Below are 18578 nucleotides of genomic sequence, written 5' to 3' on the forward strand. Positions count from 1 at the left end.
CTCGGGGCCCGGCGGGGGCGCCTTCCCGGCCCGGGCCCGGGGCCGGGCGGCCCTACTCGGCCCACTCCGAGCCGAGGATCACCTCGACGAAGTCGCCGCGGACGAAGCCGGGCACGAAGTGCTCCAGTACGTCGGCCTTCACGTTGCCGAAGGTGGTGTCGGGACGGTCGGCGATGCCCGCGATGGCCGCGGCCACCGCGCTCAGCCCCCGCCACCTCACCCGGCTGTTCCGCACCGAACTCGGCACCACGCCCGCCCGCTGGGTCGAACGCGTCCGCCTCGACCACGCCCAGCGGCTGCTGCTCGCCGGACACACCGTCACCTCCGCCGCCCGGCACAGCGGCCTGGGCAGCGACGAGACCCTCCGCCGCGCCTTCGCCCGTCACCTGGGCGTCACCCCCACCGAGTACCGGCAGCGTTTCGCCACCACCGGCAGCCGGGCGTCCTGACCGTTTTCCCGGACCGCGGCGGGGCATGGCACAGGGGTAGCGCTGTGGTGTTCGGGACGAGAGGGGACGGGTGTGGGGACGGACTGGGCGCGGGGTGCGGTGCTGTACCAGATCTATCCGCAGAGCTTCGCGGACGGGAACGGGGACGGCATCGGCGACTTCGCCGGCCTGACGGAGCGTCTGGAGTACCTGCAGTGGCTGGGGGTGGACGCGGTGTGGCTGAACCCGTGCTTCGCCTCGCCGTTCGGGGACGCCGGCTACGACGTGGCGGACTTCCTGACCACCGCGCCGCGCTACGGCGCGCCGGAGGACCTGGCGAAGTTCACCGACGCGGCGCGCCGGGCCGGCATCCGGGTGCTGCTGGACCTGGTGGCCGGCCACACCTCGGACCGGCACCCGTGGTTCGTGCGCTCGGCGGACGACCCGGCCGACCACCGGTACGTGTGGGCGGACCGGCCCGCACCGGGCTTCGTCGCCTCGCCCGGCAGCCGCCCGGGCTGGTACCGGCCGAACTTCTTCGACTTCCAGCCGGCCCTCAACTTCGGCTACGCGCAACAGGATCCGGCCGAACCGTGGCGGCAGCCGGTGGACGCCGACGGTCCGCGGGCGAACCGGGCCGCGCTGCGCGAGATCATGGCGCACTGGTTCGGCCTGGGCGTCTCCGGCTTCCGGGTCGACATGGCCTCCTCGCTGGTGAAGGACGACCCGGGGTTCGTCGAGACCGGGAAGCTCTGGCGGGAGACCCGGGCCTGGATGGACGCGAACCACCCCGACCAGGTGATCCTCGCCGAGTGGGGAGACCCGGCGCGCTCCGTCCCGATGGGCTTCCACTGCGACTTCTTCCTCCAGTTCGGCGGCCCCACCGACGGCGCCGCGCTGCGCTCGGTGTGGGACAACGGCGCGGGCACCGTGCACGAGCACTGGCCGGAGCAGCCCTGCTACTTCGACGCCGACGGCCGCGGCTCGATGCAGCCGTTCGTCGCCGAGTGGGAGCGCGCCGCGCGCGCCACGGACGGCCGGGGCTTCGCCTCGCTGCCCACCGCCAACCACGACTGGTCCCGGCTGGCGACCGGCCCGCGCACCCGCGAGCAGCTGGCGGCGGCGTTCACCTTCCAGCTGACCTGGCCGACCGTCCCGGCGATCTACTACGGCGACGAGATCGGCATGCGGTACGTGCCCGGCCTGCCGGACACCGAGGGCAGCGTGCTCGGCCCGCGCTACAACCGGGCGGGCTGCCGCACCCCGATGCAGTGGGACGCGACGCCGGACGCCGGCTTCTCCTCGGCGCCCGCCGACCGCTTCTACCTGCCGCTCGACCCCGACCCGGCCGCCCGGACGTGGCCACCCAGCGCGCCGACGAGGCCTCGCTGCTGCACCAGGTGCGGAAGTTGATCGCGCTGCGCCGCGCGCACCCCGGCCTCGGACCGGACGCGCCGGTCGAACTGCTGTACACGGGCTACCCGTTGACGTACCTGCGGGGCGGCCGCTACCTGGTGGTGGTCAACCCGCGCCGCACGCCCGCGCACCTGCCGGTGGAGCGGGAGCTGCCCGGGCGGCTGCTGTTCGGCCGGGGCGTGTCGGTGACGCACTCGGCGCTGCACGCGGACGGCTTCTCGTACGGCGTCTTCACCTACTGACGCCCCGTCGGGTCGTCGACCCGCCCGCCCCGCAGAGCAGTTCGGCCGCGGCCGTGCGCAGGTAGAGCACGGTCCGGCCGGTGCGGTGACGGGCGGCGAGGCCCGCGGCGTGCAGGGCGTGCAGGTGGTGGGAGACGGTGGGGGCGGACAGGCCGGTGCGGGCGGCGAGTTCGGTGGTGGTGGCGGGCACGTCGAGCTCGGCGAGCAGCCGGACGCGGGCCCGGCCGAGCACCCGGGCCAGGCCCTCGGGAGTGCCGGCCGCCTCGGCCTCCCACAGCGTGGCGACGCCGCGCGGCGGGTAGATCAGGCCGGGCTGCCAGGGCGGGTTGAGCTGGGAGAACACGCCGGGCCAGGCGAACACGGTGGGGACCAGGACGAGTCCGCGCTCGCCGTCCAGCCGCCGGTCGGCGTCGAAGTGCCGGTGACCGATCCGCAGCAGGTCGTGCTCCCAGCTCACCGACGGGTGCAGGTCGGCGAACAGCCCGGCCGGCCCGCCGGCCGCCAACTGCCGGGCCCGGCGCAGGATCTCGCCCTCGACCAGCCGCTCGATCCGGGTCCAGGACGGCGCGATCGCGGCCGCCCAGTAGGCGCGCAGCTCGCCCACCAGCCGGGCCAGCCCGGCCTCCGGGTCGCGGGCCAACTCGGCGACCAGCGGCGGCGGTTCGCCCTCCATCCGGCCGAGGTCGCGGCGCACCGCGGCGGCCGGCAGGGCGGCGAGCCGGACCAACTGCTCGTCCAGGGTGGGGCTGCCGGCGGTCGGCACGGGGGTGAGGAAGTCCGGCACGTACAGCGTCGGCAGCCGGACCAGCTGGGACAGCAACTCCCAGGAGACGCCCGCCAGTCGGGCCCGCGCCTCGCGGATCCACGGCAGGTGGACGGCGCTCCGCCCCGGGTCCTTGAGCACCTCGACGCTGGTGGCGAGCTCGCACAGCGGCGAGTGCGCGAACCTGGTGCGGGCCAGGTCCTGCGCGGAGAACTTCCAGGTCAGCAACGGCCCTCCGGGGTCCGGGCCGGCACCCGTGCGGGCGGTCGCGGCGGCGAGGATTCGACCAGGATGGAATTCCTGGGCGCGAGCGATCCTCGCAGGAAGCCTGGTCCCGTGACCACCACGCCTCCCGTCCCGCTCCGGGACCGCCTCGGCCTGCCCGCCTCCGCGGGCCGGCACCGCCGGCTGATCGGCGCCCACCTGATCGACAGCCTGGGCACCGGCCTGATCCTGGCCTTCACCCTGGTGTACTTCGCCCGCACCACCCCGCTGTCGCTCACCGCGATCGGCGCGGCCGTCTCCGCCGCCCGCCTGCTGGCCCTGCCGACCGCGCTGGCCGTCGGCCCGCTGATCGACCGGTACGGCGCCCGGCCGGTGGCGGCCGCCGCGAACGCCCTGTCCGGGCTGGCCTACGCGGGCTTCCTGCTCGCCGACCGGGTGTGGCTGATCGGACTGGTCTGCCTGCTCGCCCAGATCGGCCAGGCCGGCTACTGGACCGCCAGCACCGGCCTGGTGGTGCTGGCCTCCCCGCCCGCCGAACGGACCCGCTGGTTCGCCCTGGTGCAGACGCTGCGCAACACCGGCCTGGGCCTGGGCGGCGCGCTCGGCGCGCTGCTGGTCGGCGGCGGCGCGGGCGGGCTGCGGCTGCTGGTCGCCCTGAACGCGGCGTCCTACCTGGCGGCGGCCGTCCTGCTGACGGTGTGGCGGCCCGGCGCCCCGGCCGTGCCCGCCGCGCCGGACCGCGCGGTGCGGGGCGGCTACCGGACCGTGCTGACGGACCGTCGGTACCTGCTGATGGTGGCGTCGAACCTGGCGTTCGTGCTGTCCTCGATGGCGCTGTCGGTGCTGATCGCGCTGCACGTCACGGAGGCGCTGCGCCTGGACGCCTCGGTGGCCGGCGCGCTGCTCGTCCTCAACGGCCTCCAGGTGGTGGCCACCCAGAGCCCGGTGTCGCGCCTCCTGGAGGGCGTCCGTCCGACCCGCGCGGTGGCCGCCGGGTCGGTCCTCAACGCCCTCGCCTTCGCCGGGTTCGCGCTGCTGCCCGGCGCGCCCGGGTGGGTGGTCGGCACCGGACTGGTCGCCGCGATGCTCGTCTACAACCTCGCCGAGACGGTCGCCACGCCCGGCCGCGAGGAACTCAGCGTGGCGCTCGCCGACCCCGCCCTGCGCGGCCGGTACCTGGCGGTCAACCAGCTCTCCTGGAGCATCGGCCAGGCCGTCGCGCCCGGCCTGCTGACCGTGCTGTTCGTCCACGGCCCGGCCTGGCCCTGGCTGTTCCTGCTGGCCCTCTCGCTGGCCGCCGTCCCCGCGCTGCTCCGGCTGGAACGCCCGGCGGCCGCGCTTCCCGACATTCCGTCGGAAAACGGGACGCTCCAACGGGTCTAGCATTCCGTCAGGGTGATGAACCGCAACGGGAGTTGACGATGGTCGAACTGGTGGTGGGTTCGCGGGCCAGCCAGCTGGCACGGGCCCAGGTCCGGGAGTTCCTCGCGCCGGTCCGGGAGCGCTTCCCGGAGCTGGTGATCCGCCACCGGGTGATCCTGGAGGACGGCGACCTGGACCGCAAGGCCGCCCTTCGGGAGGTCTCCGAGCGCGGCGGCGGGTCGGCGTTCTCCACCAACCAGGTGACCGCCCTGCTGAACCGCGAGGTGGACGTGATCGTCCACTCGCTCAAGGACCTGCCCACCGAGAACCCGGACGGCCTGATCCTGCTCCCCCCGCCGCCCCGCGCGGACGTCCGCGACGCGCTGTGCGGCGCGACCCTCGCCGCGCTGCCCACCGGCGCCCGGGTCGGCACCTCCGCCGCCCGCCGGATCGCCCAACTCCTGCACGCCCGGCCCGACCTGCGCCCCGAACGGATCCGCGGCAACGTCCCCACCCGGCTCGCCCGGCTGAAGGCCCTGGACGCCGTCGTCCTGGCCGCGGCCGGCCTGCGCCGCCTCGACCGCGACGCGGACATCGCCGAACTCCTCCCCCTCGACCGGTTCCCGCCCAGCCCCGGACAGGGCGCGCTCGGCATCCAGATCCGCGCCGACAACGCGCTGGCGCGCGAACTCCTCGCCGGCACGGGCGACTTCGACACCGACGCGGCGGTCCGCGCCGAACGCGCGATGCTCGCCGAACTGCACGGCGGCTGCTCCGTCCCGGTCGGCGCCTTCGCCACCACCACCGACGGCATCCTCACCCTCCACGGCCAGGTCACCTCCGTCGACGGCACCCGCCAGATCGAGGCCCACTCCTCCGGCACCCCGGCCCACCCCGAAAAGCTCGGCCTCGCCGTAGCCGGCCTCCTCCTCGACCAGAACGCCGAATCCCTCCTCACCGAGGCCCGCCACACCCCCTGACACCCCGCCCACCCCCGAACGCGGGGGCGGAATGCCGCCAGCGCCGGACGAGGCTGTCGGCAAGTATCGGTCGTATGAACCGACTTGAAGGAAACGTCGCCCTGGTGACCGGCGGCAGCCGGGGTATCGGTGCGGCCGTCGCACTCCGCCTGGCCGAGGAGGGCGCGGATGTCGCGCTGACGTACCGGGAGGGCGAGGCGCCCGCGCGGAAGGTGGTGGAGCGGATCGAGGGCCTGGGCCGCCGCGCGTTGGCCGTCCGGGCCGACAGTGCCGAACCGGTGGCGCTGGATGCCGCCGTGGCTCGCACCGTCGAGGTGCTGGGCCGGCTGGACATCCTGGTGAACAATGCCGGGGTCTTCCTGGTCGGCCCGCTGGAGCAGCTCGGCCCGGTCGAGATCGACGCCACGCTGGCCGTCAACGTCCGTGCCCCGTTCCAGCTCGCGCAGGCCGCGGCCCGGCACATGACCGACGGCGGGCGGATCATCAGCATCGGCAGCAACATCGCGGAGCGGGCCCCGTTCCCGGGTCTCGCGCTGTACTCGATGAGCAAGACCGCGCTGGTCGGCCTCACCAAGGGGCTGGCCCGTGAGCTCGGCCCGCGCGGGATCACCGTCAACCTGGTCCATCCCGGCCCCACCGACACGGACGCCAACCCCGCCGACGGCCCGAACGCCGAAGCGATCGCCGGTCTGACGGCGCTCGGCCGGTACGCCGACCCGGCGGAGATCGCCGCCACCGTCGCCCACTTGGCGAGCCCGGACGGCCGCTACGTCACCGGCGCGGTGGTCTCGGTCGACGGCGGCTTCTCCGCCTGAGGCCGTACGCCGACCCTGACGCTCCGTCAGGGTCGGCGTACCCCACCGGAATCATCCGCCCGGCCCCGGACTGCATCCGCAGCAGGGGCCGGGCTCGTCCCGCGCGGGGACGACCCGCCGGGCGGGCCCGTGATGGTCTGGTAGCCCCGGGAACGGTCACGTTCCCCCACCGGAGGACGCCGCCCATGCCCCGCCGCTCCCGTATGACCGCCTGCGCCGCGACGACCGTCCTGGCGCTGCTCGCGGCCGCCGCGCCCACCGTGGCCACCGCCGCTCCCGCCCCGCCGTCGCCGTCCGTGCAGCAGCGCCTCGACGCCCTGGTGGCGGAGCTCGGCGTTCCGGGCGCACTGGCCACCGTCCGCGACCGGCACGGCCGAACCAGCAGTGCGGGCGCGGGAGTCGGAGACCTCGCGGACGGGGCGCCGGTGCCGGTCGACGGGGAGGTCCGGGTGGGCAGCAACACCAAGACCTTCGTCGCCGTCGTGGTGCTCCAGCTGGTCGCGGAGGGGCGGGTCCGGCTGGACCGCGACATCGACCACTACCTGCCCGGGACGGTCCGCGGGGAGGGCATCGACGGGCGGCGCATCACGGTCCGTCAACTGCTCCAGCAGACCTCGGGCCTGCCGAACTACAGCGAGTATCTCGGCGAGGAGGTCCGGCACTTCGAGCCCGGTGAGCTCCTCGACCTCGCGCTCCGGCACCCGGCGGCGTTCCCGCCCGGCGAAGGCTGGCAGTACAGCAACACCAACTACCTGCTGGCGGGCCTGCTGATCGAACGCGTCACCGGCCACGACCTCGCCCACGAGCTGGACGCGCGGATCGTCCAGCGGCTGGGCCTGCGCCACACCTACGTGCCCGCCCCGGGCGAGACCGCCCTCCGCGGCCCGCACCCGCACGGCTACTACCGGGACGGCGCCGAACTGCTGGACGTCACCGGGTTCGACCCCTCCTGGGCCTGGGCGGCGGGCCAACTGGTGTCCACCAACGCCGACCTGGACGCCTTCTTCGCGGCCCTGCTCACCCCCGGCCGGCTCCTCCCCGCTCCCCAGCTCGCCCAGATGCGCGCCCGCACCGTCCCGGCCGACGCCACCTTCGGCCCCGGCGCCCGCTACGGTCTCGGCCTGGTCAGCCGACCGCTCTCCTGCGGCGGCCGGTACTGGGGGCACGGCGGCAGCTTCCCCGGCTACGAGACGCGCGGCGGCGCCACCGAGAACGGCCGCGCCGCGAACGTCGCCGTCACCGAGCAACTCACCACCCCCACCAGCCGCGCCCACCTGGACGACCTGGTCGACGCCGCACTGTGCGCCCCGAACACCTGATCCGATCCGTCATGCAGAGCTTCCTGTACGGGGCCGCCATGGCGGTGCTCGCCGTCCCGGTCCACCGCTCCATGCCCAGGAAGGCGCCGGAGCCCAGCTCCCCGCACCGGCCGGTCGAGACCCGGAGGCCCGAGCGGGCCTAACCGCCGCGCAGGCCCCCGTGGGTCAGCAGGAGGCCCAGGGCGACGGCCGTGGCCAGGATGACGGCCAGGAAGGGGAGTCGGCCGCGGGGGGCGAGGAGGGTGGCGGCGGCGGGCGGGGCGGTGACGGCGAGGACGGGCCAGCCGGGGGCGAGCAGGAGGGCGGCGGCGGTCGCGGCGAGGACGGCGAGGGCGGCGGAGGCCCGGAGGCCGAGGCGTTGCGGCAGGCCCCGGATGCCGGCGGCGCGGTCCGCGGTCAAGTCCGGGAGGACGTTGGCGAAGTGGGCGGCGACGCCGAGCAGCGCGCCCGCGCCGAGGACGGTGGCGGCGGGCCACGGCCGCCCCGGCAGGGCGAGGGTGACGAAGGCGGGGAGGAGGGCGAACGCCGCCGCGTACGGGAGCCAGGACCACGGGCCGGCCTTCAGCCGGAGGTTGTACGCCCAGCCGGTGGCCACGGCCGCCAGGTGCACGGTCGCCGCCGCCGTCCCGCAGGCCGCGGACAGCAGGACGCAGGCGGCGACCGCCCAGCCGGTGGCGGCCCGGACCCGAGGGGCCGTCACGTCGTCGAGCGCGAGCGGCTTGTCGGTGCGCCCGGCGGCGGCGTCTCGCTGCCGGTCGATCAGGTCGTTGCTCCAGCCGATCGACAGCTGCCCGGCCGCGACGGCGCCGGTGGTGAGCAGCGTCCCGGCGGGCCCGCGTCCGGCGCCGATCGCCATCGCCGCGGCCAGGCCGGTGACGGCGGCGGCGGGCACCGGGTGACAGGCCCGCACCAGGCCACCGATCCGCCGCCCCCGGGGTACCGCCGCCGCGCCGCTCACCCCGGTCACGCTAGCCGCCGCCGGCTCCGCAGCGACGCATTCACCGCGCCTTCCTGACGGTGTGTCACCGGCCTGGACGCGCCCGGTGTGCGGGGATTGCCCGGGTTCGGGACGGTCGGCTCCCTATCCTGGCCCGGTGACGCGGATCGCGGCAGTGTGCGGGGTCCTTCCGCCCCATCGGTACCGGCAGAGCGAGTTGGCCGGTGGGGTGGCGGCGTTGCGCGGTGGGGCGGGTGACGAACGGGCCCTGTCGGAGCGGTTCTTCGCGAGCGCGGGGGTGGAGTTCCGGCATCTGGCGTTCCCGCTGGAGCGGTTCGAGGAGTTCGCCGGGTTCGGCCGGGCCAATGACGCCTGGCTGGAGGGCGCTTCCGAACTCGCCTGCCGGGCCGCCGAGTCGGCGCTGGACACGGCCGGGCTGGCCGCCGAGCAGGTCGACCTGGTGGTGTCCACCACCGTCACCGGCATCTCGGTGCCCTCGCTGGAGGCGCGCGTCGCCGCCCGCCTCGGCCTGCGCGAGGACGTCCGGCGGGTGCCGCTGTTCGGCCTGGGGTGCGCGGGCGGCGCGGGCGGACTGGCCGTGGTGGACGCGCTGCTGACGGGCCGTCCGGACGGCGTGGCGCTGCTGCTGGCCACCGAGTTGTGCTCGCTGACCCTCCAGCGGGCGGACACCTCGCCGGCCAACCTGCTGGCCACGGCGCTCTTCGGCGACGGCGCGGGCGCGCTGCTCGCGGTCGGCGACGAGGTCCCGCGGAGCGGCGCCCCGGCGGGTGGCGGTCCGGTGGTGGTGGCGACCAGGAGCCGGCTGTATCCGGGCACGGAGCGGCTGCTCGGCTGGGAGGTCGGCGATTCCGGGTTCGGCATCCTGCTGGGGCCCGAACTGCCGGAGCTGGTACGGCTGCACGTCGGCGAGGAGGTGTCCTCGTTCCTCGCAGCGCACGACCTGAAGCCGGGTGACGTCGACACCTGGGTCTGCCACCCGGGCGGGCCCCGGGTGCTGGACGTGCTCGGCGAGGAACTCGGCCTGTCCGAGGCCGTGTTGGCGCCGAGCCGGGAGTCGCTGGCGCGCTGCGGCAACCTGTCCTCGGCCTCGGTGCTGCACATTCTGCGCGACGTGATTGCCCAAGGCCCGCCGCCGCCCGGCTCGTTCGGGCTGATGCTGGCGCTCGGGCCCGGTTTCGCCTCCGAACTCGTCCTGATGCGGTGGTAGTTGACGATGACTGCATACACTCTGCTGATCGCCCTGGTCGTCGTCGAGCGACTGGCGGAACTGCTGGTCGCCCGCCGGAACGCCGCCTGGAGCCTGGCGCTGGGCGGGGTGGAGTACGGGCGGCGGCACTATCCGCCGATGGTGGCCCTGCACACGGCGCTGCTGCTCGGCTGCCTGCTCGAAGTCCGCTGGGCGGAGCGGCCGTTCGTGCCCGCGCTGGGCTGGTCGATGCTGGCGCTGGTGCTCGCCGCGCAGGCGCTGCGCTGGTGGTGCATCGGCACGCTCGGGTCGCGCTGGAACATCCGGGTGATCGTGGTGCCGGGCCTGCCGCTGGTCACCGCCGGGCCGTACCGCTGGCTGCGGCACCCCAACTACTGCGCGGTGGTGGCGGAGGGCGTCGCGCTGCCCCTGGTGCACACGGCCTGGGTGACGGCGCTCGGGTTCACCGTGCTCAACGCCGTCTGGCTGGCCACCCGGCTGCGCTGCGAGGACGCCGCGCTGACCCTCTGCCGGGCCGCCGCGTGATCGACCTGCTGGTGATCGGCGGCGGCCCGGCCGGGCTGGCCACCGCGATCCACGCCGCCCGGGCGGGCCTGTCCACCACCGTCCTGGAGCCCCGCCCGACGCCGGTCGACAAGGCCTGCGGCGAGGGCCTGATGCCGGGCGCGGTACGGGCGTTGGCCCGCCTCGGGGTCAGCGCCGAGGGCCGTCCGTTCCACGGCATCCGCTACCTGGAGGCCACCGGTCCGCGTTCCGCCGAGGCCCGGTTCCGCACCGGCCACGGCCTGGGCGTGCGCCGCACCGTCCTGCACGCCGCCCTGGCCGCCCGCGCCGAGCAGCTGGGAGTGCAGCGCGCGACGGGCCGGGCGGAGCACCTCGGCACCGACGAACTCGCGGTTCACGTCGGCGAGCTGACGGCCCGTCACGTCGTTGCGGCCGACGGCCTGCACTCCCCCGTCCGGCACGCGCTCGGGCTGCACCTGCCCACCCGCGCCGGCCCGCCGGCCCGGTACGGGCAGCGGCGGCACTTCGCGGTGCGGCCGTGGAGCGACCTGGTGGAGGTGTACTGGTCGCAGCACGCGGAGGCGTACGTCACGCCGGTGTCCGGGGAGACGGTCGGGGTGGCGGTGCTCGGGTCGCAGCGGCTGCCGTTCGACCGCCAACTGGAGCAGTTCCCGGCCCTGTTGGCGCGACTGGGCGGCGCGCAGGCCGGCCCGGTCCGGGGCGCGGGACCGTTGCGGCAGCACGCGGGGGCCCGGGTGCACGGACGGGTGCTGCTGGTCGGCGACGCCGCAGGCTACCTGGACGCCCTGACCGGCGAGGGGATCGCCATCGCCCTGGCCTCCGCCGAAGCCGCCGTCCACTGCCTCACCACCGGCCGCCCCGCCGCGTACGAACGCGCCTGGCGGCGCGCCACCCGGCCCTACCGGCTGCTCACCACGGCCCTGCTGAGCGCCCGTCACCACCCGCTGCTCGGCCCCCGGATCGTGCCGCTGGCCGCCACCGCCCCGCCGCTGTTCCGGGCCGCCGTCAACCTGCTGGCGCGCTGACCCGCGCCGTCAGCCGCACCGGCTGCGGGCCGGGCGACAGCACCAGCCGGGGCACCGGGCGGACCGCACCGTCGGACACCGGGCGCAGCCGCCAGCGGCCGGCGACGGTGGCGAGGGCGAGGGTGGCCTCGACGGCGCCGAAGCGGTCGCCGAGGCAGCGGGTGGCGCCGAGGCCGAACGGCAGGTAGGCGTCCCGCTGGACGGCGCCGGGGGCGAAGCGGTCGGGGTCGAAGCGGGTCGGGTCGGGGAACAGGTCGGGGCGGCGCTGGAGCAGGTAGAGGCAGCAGACCACCAGCGCGCCGGCGGGCAGCCGGGCGCCGCCGAGTTCGACCGGGCGGGCGGTGGTGCGGCTGATCGCCCAGGCGGGCGGGTAGAGCCGCAGCGTCTCGTTCACCACCTGGCCGGCGTACGGGAGTTGGCCGAGGTCCTCCCAGCGGGCCGGCCGGTCGGCCGGGCCGGCGTCCACCTCGGCGTGCAACTTCCGCTCCACCTCCGGGTGTTCGGCGACCAGCCGGAGCGCCCAGGCCAGCGCGGAGGAGGTGGTCTCGGCCCCGGCCAGCACCAAGGTCGCCACCTGGTCGGCGAGTTCGCGCTCGTCCAGCGGCCGGCCGTCCTCGTCGCGGGCGGCGAGCAGCAGGGACAGCACGTCGCCGTGGTCGACGCCGCGGGCCCGGTAGTCGGCGACGATGCCGGCCACCCCGGCGTGCCAACTGCGCAGCGCCCGCCGGTACTCGAAGCGGGAGGGCGTCGGCAGCAAGTCGGCGGCGGGCAGCACGACCCGCAGGTAGAGGCCGCGCAGCAGCACGTCGAGGGCGTGGCGCAGCCGTTCGGCGGCGCCGGGGGTCAGTCCGGCCGAGAACAGGGTGCGGACGGCGACGGCGGTGGTGAGGGTGAACGCCTCGTGGGTGATGTCGACGGTCCGGCCGGGGCGCCAGCGGGCGGTGAGGGCGGCGGTCTCGGCCGTCATCGCCTCCGCGTAGCGCGGCAACAGGGCGCGCTGGAAGGCGGGTTGGACGATCCGGCGGAGCCGGCGGTGGTCGGCGTGCGGGCAGGTGGCGAGGCCGTTGCCGAGGAAGGTGCGGATCTTGGCGTAGAGCGGCCCGCTGCGGTCGTAGTCGGCGCGCTCGGTGAGGACCCGGTGGATCGACTCCGGTGTGCTGACGATGTACAGGTCGCGCGGGCCGACCCGGACGCGGACCGGGTCGCCGAGCGCGGGCAGCGTGTCGAGGAAGGCCAGCGGCCGGGTGACCATGGCCGGCAGGTGACCCAGCAGCGGCAGGCCGCCGGGGGCGGTGGCGGGGTGCACGGGCCCTCGATTCGGTGACGGAACGCGGATGGCGGACACGATACGTCACCACTCGGCCACGATGTGCAACAATCGTGCCGCATCCGGGTGGTGATGATGCGTCAGGCGCGGCTCTCGCCTCCGGCCCGGTTCCGTCCGGTTCCGGTCCAGCAACAGACGGGATGCCTGTGACCTCCACTCCCGCACCGACGGATGCCCGCACCGCCGAACCCCCCGGCACCGGTGCCGACCGCACCGCCACCGCCCTCGGCGACGCCGTCCGCCGCCGCCGCACCGCGACGGTGCACGTCGACCCGGCCGGGCGGGTGCTGCTGTACCGGCGCGCCGCCTCGGCGCCCGCCCACCCCGGCCACTACGACCTGCTGGCGGACGGCGCCCGCCCCCGGGGCGACCGCTCGACGGACGGCCCGCTGGTGGTGCGCCGCCTGCTGACGGACCGCCCGCCGGCGCCGGGCCCGGGCGAGGTGGACTGGTGCGCCTTCGTCCCGCCCGCCGAGCTGCTGACGGACCGCTACCGCCCGCTGGTCCCGGACGGCCGGGAGGTGCTGTGCCGCCTGCTCGCCGACGCCGCCGCGGGCACCCCGCCGCACGCTCCGCGACCGGCCGCGCACACCCCGCCGCCACCGCGCTGACCAGCACCGATGCCGGTCCGTCCGGGGCGCGCGACACTGGGGGTATGAGCGAGTCCGGAGACATATTCCACCCGCCGGTCGTGGTCCGCCCGCCGACCCGCGGGGCGCGGCCGTACCGGCGGGTGGAGATCTACGGGCGGACGGTGGGGCGGGCGACCGCGCCGCAGGACGTGGCGGAGTTCATCCGCCGCGCGGGCGTGGACGACCCGGACCTGGACGATCCCGACCTGGTGGCGTGGCGCGGCGGCGACCGCACCGTGTGGTCCCAGCCCGACCAGCCAGGGGCCGATCAGCCAGGACCCGACCAGCCCGAGCAGCCCGAAGCGGCCTCCTGAGCACCCGGCCGGGCGGTCAGACGGCCTTGCGGTAGAGCCAGACGCCGAGCGGCGCGAACGCCGCGACGATGCCGACGTCCCAGGCGAGGGCCTGCCAGACCTGGGAGCCGACCGGGGTGCCCAGCATCAGCGCCCGGACGGCGCCGGCGGTGATGGTGACCGGCTGGTGGTTGGCGAACACCTGGAGCCAGCCCGGCATGGTCGAGGTCGGGACGAACGCGGAGGACGCGAACACCAGCGGCGCCAGCACCGGGAAGGCGGCGGCGGTCGCGGTCTCCGGGTCGCCGACGGCCAGCCCGACCACGGCGAACACCCAGGACATCGCGAAGCCGAAGGCCAGCACCAGCAGCGCCCCGGCGAGGAACCCCCAGACGTCGCTGTGCACCCGGAAGCCGACCAGGAAGCCGACGCCGCTGATCAGCGCCACCACGAACACGTTCCGGGCCAGGTCGGCGGTGGTCCGCCCGGACAGCACCGCGGAGCGGGCCATCGGCAGCGACCGGAAGCGCTCCATCAGGCCGGTCTGCAGGTCGGTGGCCAGGCCGATCGCGGTGTTGACCGCGCCGAAGGTGACCACCTGCACGAACACGCCGGGCATCAGGTAGTCGACGTAGCTCACGCCGTGCAGGACCGCGCCGACCACCCCGCCGAACACGTAGCGGAACAGCAGCACGAACACGATCGGCTGCACCGTGGAGAAGATCAGCAGCCGGGGCACCCGGCGCAGCGCGATCAGGTTGCGCCAGCAGACGGCCAGGCCGTCCCGGACGGGGGCCAGCACGCGTTCGGACAGGCCGGGCGCGGGGGCGAGGGCGGTGGCGGCGGTCATGTCGGGCCTCCGGTGGTGCGGTGGCCGGTGAGGGCGAGGTAGACGTCGTCCAGGCTGGATTCGCGGACGGCGATGGTGCGCGGGGTGAGGCGTTCGGACTCCAGCGCGTGCAGGACGTCCATCAGCAGCAGCGACCCGTCCGGGCTGGGCAGGCGCAGCAGCGCGCCCTCGCGTTCGGGGGTCTGCGCCAGGCGGTCGGTGAGCAGGGCGGCGGCGCGGACGGCGCGCGGGTCCTCGCCCATGCCGAGTTCCAGCACGGTGGTGCCGAGGCGGGCCTTGAGGGCGTGCGGGGTGTCGTCGGCGACCACCCGGCCCTCGGCGAGGACGGCGATCCGCTGGGCGAGCCGGTCGGCCTCCTCCAGGTACTGGGTGGTGAGCAGGACGGTGGTGCCGTCGGCGACGAGTTCGCGGATCAGTTCCCACAGGGCGGTGCGGCTCTGCGGGTCGAGTCCGGTGGTGGGCTCGTCGAGGAAGAGCACGGGCGGTTCGGGGACGAGGGCGGCGGCCACGTCGAGCCGGCGGCGCATGCCGCCGGAGAAGGTCCGGACGGGCCGGTCGGCGGCCTGCGTGAGGTCGAACCGGGCGAGCAGGTCGGCGGCGCGCGGGGACCTGCGGTGGCGGGGGACCTGGGTGAGCCGGCCGATCAGCCGGAGGTTCTCACGGGCCGTCAGGTTCGGGTCGACGGCGGCGTACTGGCCGGCCAGGCCGATCAGCCGGCGCACCGTGCCCGGGTGGGCGACCACGTCGGTGCCGAGCACTTCGGCCCGGCCGGCGGTGGGCGGGATGATGGTGGTGAGGATCCGGATGGCGGTGGTCTTGCCCGCCCCGTTCGGGCCGAGCAGTCCGAACACGCTGCCGGGCGGGACTTCGAAGTCGACGTCGTCGAGCGCGACGAGGTCCTTGAACCGTTTGCCGAGCCCCCGGACCCGGATCGCGGGTGCGGTGCTGTGCCGGGTGGTCATGGGCGCCCCCTCGGGCGAGTCGTACCTCTCCAGTGTCCGCCCGTCGGGGCGGGGCGCGAATCGCCGCCGCCCGGGCAGTGGAGCTGACGGTCCGTCGGCTCCGGCGGTGGGCCGTCCAGGGCAATGGGGTACCTCCTGGTGCGGACCGGGCCCGCTCTGGAGTGGCCGGGCGGCGGACGGCGGGGCTGGATGGTGACCGAGCCCCGCCCCCCGCCGCTCCGTCGCCAGGAGTCGTGATGCCCCGTACCTGCCGTGTCGCCGCCGCAGTGCTGTCCCTGGCCGCCCTGTCGGCCCTCTCCGCCGCCTGCGGCGCCGATCCCGGCCCGAGCGCCCCGCCGGCCGCCGAGTCCGCGCGGCCGGCCTCGGCCCCGGCCTCGGCGTCGGGTTCGCCGGGGACGAACTCCTTCGCCACCGCGGTGGGCACCCAGGTGTCGCTGGCCAGCGTGGGGAGCCTCGGGCCGATCCTGGTCGACGCGCAGGGCCGCAGCCTGTACCTGTTCGGCGCGGACACCTCGGTGCACGGCAGCTGCCTGGACGAGTGTGCGAAGACCTGGCCGCCGGTGACCACGCCGGGCTTCCCGCTGGCCGGTCCGGGCGTGGACGACGGGCTGCTGGGCGCGGCGGCGCTCCCGGACGGGACGGCGCAGGTGCTGTACAAGGGCCACCCGCTGTACCGCTACGCGGGCGACCGCGGGCCGGGCGAGGCCGCCGGGCACACGGTGGCGAACCCGCAGGGGGGCACCTTCTACGCGGTGACCTCCCTGGGCGACCCGGTCGGGGTGGACATCTCGACGCTGCACGGCCCGGGCGCCGCCGCCGGCGTGCCGTCGGGCGCGGCGACGGCGGGCCCGGGCGCGACGGCCGACCCGAGCGCCGGAGCCCCGGCGGGCGGTACCGCCCCGTCGGCGGCCGGGACGGCGCCCTCCGTGCCCTCGGTGCCGACGCCGCCCTCCGTCCCGGCTGCGCCGTCCGCTCCGGCCGCGGTGCAGCCGCCCGACGCCTCCGGGAGCGGCGTGGACGACGGCACGGGGGCCGGCGCCGACACCGGTGCGGGGGGCGCCACCGGCGACGACGGTACGCAGGACGGCTGAGGTGCGGCGGGCGGGCGGGACCGCGTTGACGGTGCTGGCGGCGCTGGCGCCGTTGGCGGTCGTCGGGGGCTGCTGTGGTTCGGGCGGGTGCACGCACCCGAGCCGGGCCGCAGCCTGTTCGGGGCTGCCGCCGGCGAGGAGGCGCTGCGGCTGAAGTCGCAGCTCGGCTCGGCGTTGTTCGGCCTGGCGCTGGTGCAGGTGCTGCTGGCGCTGTGGATGTACCGGGGCGGCGCGAAGGTCCGGCAGGCGCGGACGGCGCACCGGCTGGGCGGGGCGGCGGCGTTCGTGCTGTCGGTGCCGATCGCCCAGCACTGCCTGCTGTCGTACGGGGTGCGGTTCACCGATGCGCGGGTGGCGGTGCACTCGCTGGCGGGGTGCTTCCTGTACGGGGCGTTCGCGGCGAAGGTGCTGCTGGTGCGGCACGGGCGGCTGCCGGGCTGGGCGTTGCCGGCGGCGGGCGGGGCGCTGTTCTGCGCGGTCGGGCTGCTCTGGTGGACGGCGGCGCTGTGGTTCCTGAACGACTACTCGACACCGGGATTCTGACTGCGCGTCGGATGGCGGGCGGCTGCGGTTGTGGGCGGCCCGGGCCGGTGTTCGAGTGGTAGGCAGTCGCGGCGGACGACCCTCGCCGCCGCGCGGCACGGCGCCCGGCGGGGCGCCCGAGGAGGAGTTCCCCCGATGTCCCAGCACGTCCCCTTCACCACGAACAACGCGGGTGTCCCGGTCGAGAGCGACGAGCATTCGCTGACGGCCGGTCCGGTCGGCCCGGTCCTGCTGCACGACCACTACCTGATCGAGAAGATGGCCCAGTTCAACCGGGAGCGGGTGCCGGAGCGGGTGGTGCACGCGAAGGGCAGCGGCGCGTACGGCACCTTCGAAGTGACGCAGGATGTCAGCCGGTTCACCAGGGCGGACCTGTTCCAGCCGGGCAAGCGGTGCGACATGCTGGCCCGGTTCTCCACGGTGGCGGGCGAGATGGGCTCGCCGGACACCTGGCGCGACCCGCGCGGCTTCGCGTTGAAGTTCTACACCGAGCAGGGCAACTACGACCTGGTCGGCAACAACACGCCGGTCTTCTTCGTCCGCGACCCGATGAAGTTCCAGGACTTCATCCGCTCGCAGAAGCGCCGCCCGGACAGCGCGGTCCGCGACCACGACATGCAGTGGGACTTCTGGACGCTCTCCCCGGAGTCCGCGCACCAGGTGACCTGGCTGATGGGCGACCGGGGCATCCCGAAGAACTGGCGGCACATGGACGGCTTCTCCTCGCACACCTACAGCTGGGTGAACGCGGCCGGGGAGCGGTTCTGGGTGAAGTACCACTTCAGGACGGACCAGGGCAACGACTTCCTCACCCAGGCGGAGGCGGACCGGCTGGCCGGCGCGGACGGCGACGCGCACCGGCGGGACCTGTTCGAGGCGATCGAGGGCGGCGACTTCCCGTCCTGGACGCTGCACGTGCAGGTGATGCCGTTCGACGAGGCGTGGGACTACCGGTTCAACCCGTTCGACCTGACCAAGGTGTGGCCGCACGGCGACTACCCGCTGATCGAGGTCGGCCGGTTCACCCTGAACCGCAACCCGGAGGACCACTTCGTCCACATCGAGCAGGCCGCGTTCGAGCCGTCCAACCTGGTGCCAGGCATCGGCGTCTCGCCGGACAAGATGCTGCTCGGCCGGATCTTCTCCTACCCGGACACCCACCGGTACCGGATCGGTCCGAACTACAACCAGCTGCCGCCGAACCGCTCGCACGTGCCGGTGCACTCGTACAGCAAGGACGGTCCGATGCGGTTCGACGCGGCCCGCACCGCCCGGCCGTACGCGCCGAACTCGTACGGCGGGCCGGCCGCGGACCCGGAACTGTGGGGCGGGCCGCTGGGGTGGGACGTGGCCGGGAGGATGGTCCGCGAGGCGTACCCGCTGCACCGGGAGGACGACGACTGGGGGCAGGCGGGCACCCTGGTCCGCAAGGTGCTGGACGACGCGGCCCGGGACCGGCTGGTCGCCAACATCGCCGGGCACCTGCTGGACGGCGTGTCCGCGCCGGTGCTGGAACGCGCCTTCCAGTACTGGCGCAACGTCGACCGGAACCTCGGCGACCGGGTCGCCGCCGCCGTCGCCCGCTGAACCGCCACCTCCGCCGCCCGCCCGCCCG

General features: G+C 75.5%; 18 protein-coding genes and 3 pseudogenes. 15 read left to right on the forward strand and 6 right to left on the reverse strand.

All coding sequences use genetic code 11. From position 1 onward, the window contains the following. Positions 1-52: 52 nt before the first annotated feature. A pseudogene (locus tag KCH_RS39360) lies at positions 53-196 on the reverse strand (HD domain-containing protein); the annotation flags it as partial. Between KCH_RS39360 and KCH_RS08655 the strand changes: the two are divergent. Then, a pseudogene (locus KCH_RS08655) lies at positions 174-449 on the forward strand (helix-turn-helix domain-containing protein); the annotation flags it as partial. The pseudogenes KCH_RS39360 and KCH_RS08655 overlap by 23 nt on opposite strands. 72 nt (positions 450-521) lie before the next feature. Further along, positions 522-2086 (forward strand): annotated as a pseudogene (locus KCH_RS08660) (alpha-amylase family glycosyl hydrolase). Here KCH_RS08660 and KCH_RS45930 read toward each other — a convergent pair. After that, positions 2076-3077 carry a DUF5937 family protein gene (locus tag KCH_RS45930; RefSeq protein WP_035860959.1) on the reverse strand — a complete coding sequence of 334 codons (1002 nt, stop codon included), beginning with the start codon at positions 3075-3077 and terminating at the stop codon, positions 2076-2078. The pseudogene KCH_RS08660 and the gene KCH_RS45930 sit on opposite strands and share 11 nt — an antisense overlap. Positions 3078-3185: 108 nt before the next feature. Here KCH_RS45930 and KCH_RS08670 point away from each other — a divergent pair, with 108 nt between their 5' ends. From KCH_RS08670 to KCH_RS45935, 5 genes are all read left to right on the forward strand, one after another. Beyond that, positions 3186-4457, forward strand: a complete 1272-nt coding sequence (locus KCH_RS08670; protein ID WP_035860962.1) for an MFS transporter — start codon at positions 3186-3188, stop codon at positions 4455-4457. A gap of 38 nt (positions 4458-4495) precedes the next feature. Beyond that, positions 4496-5416, forward strand: a complete 921-nt coding sequence (gene hemC, locus KCH_RS08675; protein ID WP_035860963.1) for a hydroxymethylbilane synthase — start codon at positions 4496-4498, stop codon at positions 5414-5416. Between the two features lie 74 nt (positions 5417-5490). After that, the gene (locus KCH_RS08680) at positions 5491-6231 is read left to right on the forward strand and encodes an SDR family NAD(P)-dependent oxidoreductase (protein WP_035860965.1); all 741 of its coding nucleotides are present in this window, start codon (positions 5491-5493) and stop codon (positions 6229-6231) included. A gap of 185 nt (positions 6232-6416) precedes the next feature. After that, a complete protein-coding gene (locus tag KCH_RS08685; RefSeq protein ID WP_244305242.1) occupies positions 6417-7550 on the forward strand; it encodes a serine hydrolase domain-containing protein in 1134 nt (377 codons plus the stop codon). An 11-nt stretch (positions 7551-7561) separates the two neighbouring features. Beyond that, a complete protein-coding gene (locus KCH_RS45935) occupies positions 7562-7693 on the forward strand; it encodes a hypothetical protein (RefSeq protein ID WP_279635847.1) in 132 nt (43 codons plus the stop codon). Here the strand turns inward: KCH_RS45935 and KCH_RS08690 are convergent. Further along, positions 7690-8508, reverse strand: a complete 819-nt coding sequence (locus KCH_RS08690) for a UbiA family prenyltransferase (protein WP_208865935.1) — start codon at positions 8506-8508, stop codon at positions 7690-7692. The genes KCH_RS45935 and KCH_RS08690 overlap by 4 nt on opposite strands. Before the next feature lie 136 nt (positions 8509-8644). On the opposite strand from KCH_RS08690, the gene KCH_RS08695 reads away from it, so the two are divergent. Genes KCH_RS08695 through KCH_RS08705 form a run of 3 tightly spaced genes read left to right on the forward strand, consistent with a single transcriptional unit; the run spans position 8645 to position 11265 of the window. Further along, complete coding sequence (locus KCH_RS08695) at positions 8645-9715, forward strand: type III polyketide synthase (protein ID WP_035860971.1); 1071 nt, start codon at positions 8645-8647, stop codon at positions 9713-9715. Positions 9716-9721: 6 nt separating this feature from the next. Next, the gene (locus tag KCH_RS08700) at positions 9722-10240 is read left to right on the forward strand and encodes an isoprenylcysteine carboxyl methyltransferase family protein (protein ID WP_035860974.1); all 519 of its coding nucleotides are present in this window, start codon (positions 9722-9724) and stop codon (positions 10238-10240) included. Continuing rightward, positions 10237-11265, forward strand: a complete 1029-nt coding sequence (locus KCH_RS08705; protein ID WP_035860990.1) for an NAD(P)/FAD-dependent oxidoreductase — start codon at positions 10237-10239, stop codon at positions 11263-11265. The genes KCH_RS08700 and KCH_RS08705 overlap by 4 nt, the downstream gene beginning before the upstream one ends. Here KCH_RS08705 and KCH_RS08710 read toward each other — a convergent pair. Next, positions 11246-12571 carry a cytochrome P450 gene (locus KCH_RS08710; RefSeq protein WP_035860993.1) on the reverse strand — a complete coding sequence of 442 codons (1326 nt, stop codon included), beginning with the start codon at positions 12569-12571 and terminating at the stop codon, positions 11246-11248. The two genes, KCH_RS08705 and KCH_RS08710, sit on opposite strands and share 20 nt — an antisense overlap. A gap of 161 nt (positions 12572-12732) precedes the next feature. Between KCH_RS08710 and KCH_RS08715 the strand changes: the two genes are divergently transcribed. Then, a complete protein-coding gene (locus tag KCH_RS08715; RefSeq protein ID WP_157031953.1) occupies positions 12733-13203 on the forward strand; it encodes an NUDIX hydrolase in 471 nt (156 codons plus the stop codon). Between the two features lie 44 nt (positions 13204-13247). Then, complete coding sequence (locus KCH_RS08720; RefSeq protein ID WP_063750131.1) at positions 13248-13538, forward strand: hypothetical protein; 291 nt, start codon at positions 13248-13250, stop codon at positions 13536-13538. A 16-nt stretch (positions 13539-13554) separates the two neighbouring features. Here KCH_RS08720 and KCH_RS08725 read toward each other — a convergent pair whose 3' ends face one another. Then, positions 13555-14367 (reverse strand): ABC transporter permease, encoded by an 813-nt coding sequence (locus tag KCH_RS08725; RefSeq protein ID WP_035860996.1) that lies wholly within the window; start codon positions 14365-14367, stop codon positions 13555-13557. Continuing rightward, positions 14364-15329, reverse strand: a complete 966-nt coding sequence (locus KCH_RS08730) for a daunorubicin resistance protein DrrA family ABC transporter ATP-binding protein (RefSeq protein WP_035860998.1) — start codon at positions 15327-15329, stop codon at positions 14364-14366. Before KCH_RS08730 ends, KCH_RS08725 begins: the two co-directional genes overlap by 4 nt. Positions 15330-15565: 236 nt before the next feature. Here KCH_RS08730 and KCH_RS37095 point away from each other — a divergent pair, with 236 nt between their 5' ends. The 3 genes from KCH_RS37095 (at position 15566) to KCH_RS08745 (ending at position 18550) form a co-directional block, all read left to right on the forward strand. Beyond that, positions 15566-16420 carry a COG4315 family predicted lipoprotein gene (locus tag KCH_RS37095; RefSeq protein WP_051652897.1) on the forward strand — a complete coding sequence of 285 codons (855 nt, stop codon included), beginning with the start codon at positions 15566-15568 and terminating at the stop codon, positions 16418-16420. 87 nt (positions 16421-16507) lie between these two features. Then, on the forward strand, positions 16508-16963 hold the full coding sequence (locus KCH_RS08740; RefSeq protein ID WP_244305244.1) for a DUF6529 family protein: 456 nt from the start codon (positions 16508-16510) through the stop codon (positions 16961-16963). A 135-nt stretch (positions 16964-17098) separates the two neighbouring features. Continuing rightward, positions 17099-18550 (forward strand): catalase, encoded by a 1452-nt coding sequence (locus KCH_RS08745; RefSeq protein ID WP_035861001.1) that lies wholly within the window; start codon positions 17099-17101, stop codon positions 18548-18550. Positions 18551-18578: the final 28 nt, after the last annotated feature.

The sequence above is a fragment of the Kitasatospora cheerisanensis KCTC 2395 genome, assembly GCF_000696185.1.
GTDB lineage: Bacteria > Actinomycetota > Actinomycetes > Streptomycetales > Streptomycetaceae > Kitasatospora > Kitasatospora cheerisanensis.